3 protein-coding genes and 2 pseudogenes are annotated in these 7061 nt (G+C 44.0%); all 5 read right to left on the reverse strand.

All coding sequences use genetic code 11. From position 1 onward, the window contains the following. Positions 1 to 189: 189 nt before the first annotated feature. Positions 190 to 1404 (reverse strand): MalY/PatB family protein, encoded by a 1215-nt coding sequence (locus PG418_RS13385; RefSeq protein ID WP_498837505.1) that lies wholly within the window; start codon positions 1402 to 1404, stop codon positions 190 to 192. A gap of 28 nt (positions 1405 to 1432) precedes the next feature. After that, positions 1433 to 2068 (reverse strand): annotated as a pseudogene (locus tag PG418_RS13390) (ATP-binding cassette domain-containing protein); the annotation flags it as partial. Next, positions 2031 to 2177: pseudogene (locus PG418_RS13395) on the reverse strand (peptide ABC transporter ATP-binding protein); the annotation flags it as partial. The pseudogenes PG418_RS13390 and PG418_RS13395, both read right to left, overlap by 38 nt. A 132-nt stretch (positions 2178 to 2309) precedes the next feature. Further along, positions 2310 to 4631 carry a C40 family peptidase gene (locus tag PG418_RS13400; RefSeq protein ID WP_498837506.1) on the reverse strand — a complete coding sequence of 774 codons (2322 nt, stop codon included), beginning with the start codon at positions 4629 to 4631 and terminating at the stop codon, positions 2310 to 2312. Positions 4632 to 4903: 272 nt separating this feature from the next. Continuing rightward, the coding region (locus PG418_RS13405) for a C40 family peptidase (RefSeq protein WP_498837507.1) at positions 4904 to 7061 on the reverse strand (2158 nt) is incomplete at its 5' end.

Raw genomic sequence — 7061 nt, forward strand, 5'->3', positions numbered from 1 at the left:
AAATCTGTTAGAATCCCATCCACTTTTTCAGAATACCGGGACACATTCTTTTAAATTTGATACATTCTAAATCCTAGATCATCTCTAAAAATGCAGCAATTCGTGTATCCAGCTGTCCGAATTCTTCAAAAATCTCCGGCAGCTCTTTTACTAATTCCATTTTTATTTTCCTCCTTTATTGTATGCATTTTAAGCATTGAATACATATTTATCCAGACGGTCAAATGCTTCTTTCACTCTGGATGTCGGCAGTGCAAGGTTCATACGGATATACCATTCACCATGGAATGGCTTTCCGTTCTGCCAGAACACACCTGCTTCATATCCCATCTTCAGAACGTCTTCCAGGCTCTTATCATGTGCCTTGCACCATTCTTCACAGTTAACAAACAGCATATAGGTTCCCTGCGGTCTGGTTACGGAAACACCTTCAAAATGTTTGTCGATATAATCACATGCATAAGCGACATTTTCCCCGATCACTTCTCGAAGCTCGCCTACCCATTCCTGTCCTTCCGGTGTATACGCACCCATCAGTGCATGCATGGACAGCACATTCATCGAATTGTAATGGCAGAGGGAGGACTCTTTTAAAACTCTGTCTTTCAGGCGTTTGTTGTATATAATATGATAGCTTCCGATCAGTCCGGCAAGGTTGAAGGTCTTTGACGGTGCGTATAAAGCAATCGTTCTGTTTCTTGCATCTTCAGATACAGACTGGGTTGGGATATGCTCGTTTCCATATAAAATAATATCGGACCAGATTTCATCGGAAATGACGGTCACATCGTATTTTTTATAGATTTCCATTGCTTTCTCGATTTCCCAGCGCTCCCATACACGACCGGTCGGATTGTGCGGTGAACAGAAAATGGCTGCATGGATCTTGTTTTTCACGATCTTCTCTTCCATATCCTCAAAGTCCATCCGCCAGATGCCTTCTTCGTCCTTTTTCAGCGGACTGTGGATGATATGGTAGCCATTATTATTCAGTGTGCCGGTAAATCCTATGTAAGTCGGTGCATGGACAAGGACATTGTCACCCTGTGAGCAGACCGCGTGAAGTGCACTTGCCACGCCGCCTAAAACTCCATTCTCATAACCGATATGTTCTTTTTTCAGTCCGGTCACATGATTCCGTTCTTCATGCCACTTGATGATGCTGTTGTAATATTCATCTCTGGTAATAAAATATCCATAGGTCGGATGTTTCGCTCTTTCAATGATCGCTTCGGTGATCTTCGGGAGTGCCGGAAAATTCATGTCCGCAACCCACATCGGAATGTAATCCAGCCCTTCTCTTACTTCTACTTTTTTCCCCGGCCCAAGCAAATTTGGAAGGCTATCCACTGCAAGAGCATCTTTTCCTTTCCGGTCAATAATACTTGTAAAATCGTACTTCATTTTTCTTTCTCCTCTGTTACATACACTTTTTTTCTTTCTGTAATTTCATAAGCAGATTTATAATCTGTGCCTGTATCGAAACATCCAATGCTGAAATAGGCTCATCACAAAACAAGAATTCCGGATTAACGGAAAGTGCTCTGGCAATTCCAATCCTCTGACGCTGCCCACCTGAAAACTCGTGGACATTTCTCGCTGCATGCTCTGCATTCAATCCAACCATCTCAAGTAGTTCCGCTACCATCTTCTTTTCTTCCGTTTTGTTCTTCGCCATCCCGTGAATCTGGATTCCTTCTACTATTATATCATAAACCTTCTGGTGTGGGTCAAGAGAAGCATACGGATCTTGGAAAATCATTTGCACACGTTTTGTAAATGCAAACCGTTCTTTCTTTGACATGGTATGAATGTTCTTCCCGTGAAACAGAACCTCTCCATCTGTTACCGGATACATTCCAAGACAGGTTTTTCCACAGGTTGTTTTCCCACATCCGGATTCACCAACAATTCCCAGCGTCTCACCTTCGTAAATATCAAATGACACATTATCAACAGCTTTTAACTGTTGTTTTTGAGTAGCCGGAAAATATTTTTTCAAATTTTTAACTTCTAAGATTTTCTTTTGGCTAGGCAAGTGCAACACCTCCCTTTGCGGCACGTTCATCCATCATCCAGCAGGATGCCCTGTGACTGGAAGATACCGTTTTTTCCTCCGGCATATACTTTGCACAAATATTCATAGCATGCGGACATCTTTCACAAAATGCACATCCCTTCGGCGGATTTCAGCCAGAATCTGCGCCTGTTGTCTGAATAGTGTAGACATGCAAAAAACTTCGGATATTCTGGATTTTCGCCAGTGATCCGAAGTTTTTCTTGTTTAATATTTCTTTTTTTGATTGTCTTTATTTCACCAGATGTACTTCTGCCTTCTTCTCATTCAGCTTCTGTGCAGTCTCATGCTCATTGACATAGATACTGATATGTTTTTCTTTGCCGGAAGTATCGTAATCTTCAGCAGTAAATACATGTCCGTCAATGATCACCTTTGTTCCATACGGAATCTCATCCGGGTCAACCGCAATGGTCTGCCCTTCAACAACCGGAGTTCCGGTTGCTTTGACCTTGCTTGCCTTCGCACGGCAAGTCTCGCAGGAACAATAATAATCAATGGTATATTCTCCGATACTGTCTCCATACTGTTCGGCTGTAGCGTTCTGTTCGTTCACATCCGTGCCTTCCAGATTATAATTTTCTTCCAGGATTCTGGTTGCCCAGACAGCTTCCGGAATATATACCGTTCCGGAAATGATTCCCTGGTCTTCATTTGCAGCTTCGATGGTCTTTCCGTCTCCTGCATACATCACAACATGATGGACATAACCGTCTTTTGCATAGAAAATCAAATCCCCCGGCTGTGCGTCTTCAACCGGAATCTTGGTTCCATACTGGCTCTGATCTTCGGCTACTCTTGGCAGATTATAGCCAAAATTCTTATAGATCTGCTGTACAAATCCGGAGCAGTCTGCCCCTTCTGTCAGGCTTGTACCGCCCCATACATAAGGATTGCCAATGAACTGTGTGGCAAAATCCAGCATTGCCTGGCGGATCGCATTCCCCGGTGTTCCCGGCTTTACAGAAGCATAGCTATAATAAAGTGCCTGGTTATCTTCCGGTGCGATCAGTTCTGTAGCTGTCTGGTAAGCACCTTCGCCTGCTGCTTCTACCTGCGCTTTTACTTCATCTCCAGTCTGAACAGCCTCTTTAGAGACAAAGCCACGGACATCCCCGGATTCTACATAGATCCAGTCTTTCTCTGCATCCGCAAGGATATAACACAGATTACCCTGGGACATGGTTCCGATCACACGTGACTGTCCATTTGCCTCTTCCTGGATTGCTACAGTTCCATCCGACTTTGATGCATCTGCCAGTGCGTATTTTTTCGTAGCCAGTGTCTGATTTACGGTTGCACGTACATGGGTAAATGCCTGATTTTCATTTGCCGGAACCGTTTCTTTTGCAAGAGATGCTGTCCCTTCGATTCCAGTATATGCACTCTTGGCTTTTTTTGTAGCTTTTTTTGCCTGCTTCTGGTATCCGCTCAACAGTACCTGTGCTGCATCTCCGGTATAAAGCTCGGATTCTTTTACAAATCCTCTGACCTTTCCGGATTCTACATACAGCCATCCATTCTTTTCTTCTTTCAGAATGTAGAGAAGTCCATCCTGTGAAATTTCTCCGACAGAACGCACCTTTTCGGCCAACTGCCGGGATGCAAGGGACGCATTTAAAGTATCATCCTGCAATGCTACGGCAGTATCAGAGTTTAAGGATGACTTCTTTTCCGAAGTGTCTGCTGTGTTTTTTAATGTCCCGGCAGAAAATGTATTAAGCTGTACTTTCTTTGCTGTTTTCGTCTTTTTCGCAGAAGATTTCGTCTTTGATTTCTTCGCCTTTACAGAAGTTTCCTTATGAAACAGTTTTTTAGCATCGGCTGTTGCTTCCTGAATATCACTTTCTGTCCGATCAGTATCAACGGCTCCACTGATATCTTCCGGAATTGCCTCACGTATGCTGATCTTTGTCTTTGCAAATGCATATTTTCTCGCAACTGTCCAGAAACGGAAATCTTCTTCGTATTCCGGAAGACTGACGATCTGCTGTCTCTTGACCAGTTCTTCATTGGTCATCTTGTGTTCGCTATCCTGCGCATTTTTTTCCTGCTCCTGCGCTTTGTTTTCTTCTGAGCCTTCTGTCTGGTCTTCCGAAGGCTGCTGTTCATTGTTCACATTGCCATCCGAAGGCTGCTGTGGTGTATCCGGATTGGCCGGATCTGTCGGTTGCTCCGGCGTAACCGGCACATCCGGGTTAGCCGGGATTACTTCTACTTCATCCCCTGTTATCGGATCAACCTTCCATCCTGTTTTCGCTGCATCACGCAGACCGGTATCTTCCAGATATCCAGTCTCTTCATTGTATCTTATTTCTTCATTATGAATCATCTCCAGGACAAGATCTGATACTTCTGTAAGTGTATCACGCCCATCAATGGATTTTGCCTGTAATTTTTCTCCATTTTCTGATCCATTAGAAGTAACCTCTGTAAGGCCGCCCTCTGCCGCCCAAGCTGTTGCCGGAGCGCTGAAAGTAAGTCCGAAAACAAGTAATCCTGCTAGAATTTTTGCTCCTGTCATTTTTGCTACCTGTATATTTCTATATTTCAAAATCTGTTGCTCCTTCTTACAAATTCTGTAAAATGCAGTCCTTTTAGTCGAAACGCGACATTTTTATTTTACTACTCTTTGACAAAACCGTCCATATTTCATTAAAAATATTTCTGATAAAATTTTTCAAACTCAGAGAGTAATTTCTTTCGGAAAATATTTTGGAAAAATGAGAAAAAGGAAATGTCCTGACATATTTTACGTCAGAACATTTCCCTGTTTTTATGGCTTTAGATAAACTCCGAAAGAACAAATTATCCTTCGCTTAATTTTTATTTAGCCAGATAAACTTCTGCATTCGTCACGCCGAGAGCAAGTGCTTCTTCATGGCTGTTTACATAGACATCAATGTGGTTTTTCTTGATCGCACCACCACAGTCTTCAGCAGTAAATACATGTCCGCCGATGATGACTTTTGTTCCGTAAGGGATTACACTCGGATCCACCGCAATGGTCTGTCCCTCAATGACCGGAGTTCCGGTTGCTGTGATCCCGTCTGCTTTGTTACAGCAGATTTCACATGCACAGTAATATGTAATCGTAAAATTGCCAAGATCCGTTCCGTACATCTCCTGCGTTGCATTAACCTCGCCGATTCCTCCACCTGCGACGGCATAATTATCGTCCAGAATCCGGGTCGCCCATACTGCATCTTTGTCGTAAACAGTTCCGTAAATAATTCCAACATCTTCATTTGCAGCTTCGATGGTCTTTCCATCTCCGGCATACATCACAACATGATATACATAACCGTTCTTTGCATAGAAGATCAGGTCTCCAGGCTGTGCGTCTTCTACTGGAATCTTGGTTCCATACTGGCTCTGATCCTCGGCAACACGTGGAAGATCATATCCGTAAGCCTTGTAAATCTGCTGTACAAATCCGGAACAGTCTGCTCCGTTTGTCAGACTGGTTCCGCCCCACACATAAGGATTACCGACAAACTGGGATGCATATTCAATCATTGACTGGCGGATTTCACCACTCGGCGTTCCTTCTTTTGTAGAAGTCAGCGTATAGTAAAGAGCTTTATTATCTTCCGGATCCATGTTTTCCTCTGCCATTGAATAGGCATCAGCTCCTCTTTCTGTCACCTGTGCTTTGGTTTCAGCGTCTGATTTCAAATACTTCTTTTCCGCAAAGCCTCTGACATCTCCGGATTCTACATAAACCCAGTCTGAATCCTCATCTGCGAGAATGTAGCAGAGCTCTCCTGCTGTCATTGTTCCGACAACTCTGGAATCCGCATTCTTCTCCTCCTGAATATCCAGGATTCCTTTTTTATCAGTATCTACCTGTTCGCTTACCAGTGCCGGTTCTTTATCTGCAACCGTCTGGTTCACCGTCGCACGGAGATAGGTATATGCCTGATTATCTTTAGCCTCTACCAGTGCCTGTGCCGTCTTTGCGGTTCCCTCGATTCCGGTATAGTCTTTGTTTTCTTTGGAAGCTTTTAACCTGGCCTGTGTCTGATAGACATCCAGAAGTTCCTGTGCCGCATCTTCCGTATAAATTTCAGACGCCTTTACAAATCCCCTGACATTACCGGATTCCACATACAACCAGCCATTGTCTTCTTCTTTCAAAATATAAAGAAGCCCGTCCTGCGAAATCGTTCCGACCGAGCGGACCTTTTCTTCCATCTGCTGTGCTGCCAGGTCAGCAGTCACTTTTGCCGCCTGTTCTTCTTTCTGCTTCTGCAGATCCTTCTCAGCCTGCCTTGCTGCTTCAGCTCTTTTTCCAGCTTTCAGATTGGTCTGATTCGACGCCTCTGTCTTTAATTTCGCTGATGAAAAAATGTTGAGTCCGGTCAGTTTGATCTGTGTAGATTTTTTTACACCTTTTGCCGTTTTTGTACGTTTCACTTTTTTCGTGTTGTATTTTTGATTCTCTATATCAAATCCGGCTCTCAGCTCTTTTGCATCTTTTTTTGCCGCTTCAAGCTCTGCTTCTTTGGCTTCCTCGGAAGTATCTGCCCTGCCATCTGCAGCTTCCGGAATTTCCTCCCGTACATTGATCGCTGTTCTGGCAAATGCATATTTTCTTGCCACAGTCCAGAAACGGAAATCCTCTACCATCTCTGGCTGCTTCACAATCTGCTGACGGTTGATCAGTTCAGAATTACTGACTGCAGTTTTTGATTCGTTCTGACCGGCTGCTTCTTCTGCTTTGCTGATCTCCTGTGTATGGTCGATCTCACTTCCCGGAATTGGGTCGGTCTTTGTATCTTTCCGGTCTTCGGAAGAATCTGCCTTATCAGTATCCGGTTTCTGAATCGGATCTTTGGAATCGGATTTGCCGGAATCCGGGCTATCCGGATTTTCCGGAGTGCCTGGTTTTTCCGGTGTCTCTGGATTTTCCGGTGTATCCGGCTTTTCTGGAGTTTCTGGTTTTTCCGGTGTCTCTGGATTTTCCGGTGTATCCGGCTTT

This window comes from Bariatricus sp. TF06-38A, from assembly GCF_027690675.1.
Lineage (GTDB): Bacteria > Bacillota > Clostridia > Lachnospirales > Lachnospiraceae > Allocoprococcus > Allocoprococcus comes.

Coding starts and splice junctions, on each gene's coding strand:
- PG418_RS13385 (WP_498837505.1), bottom strand. CDS start 1,404: ATGAAGTACGATTTTACAAGTATTATTGACCGGAAAGGAAAAGATGCT.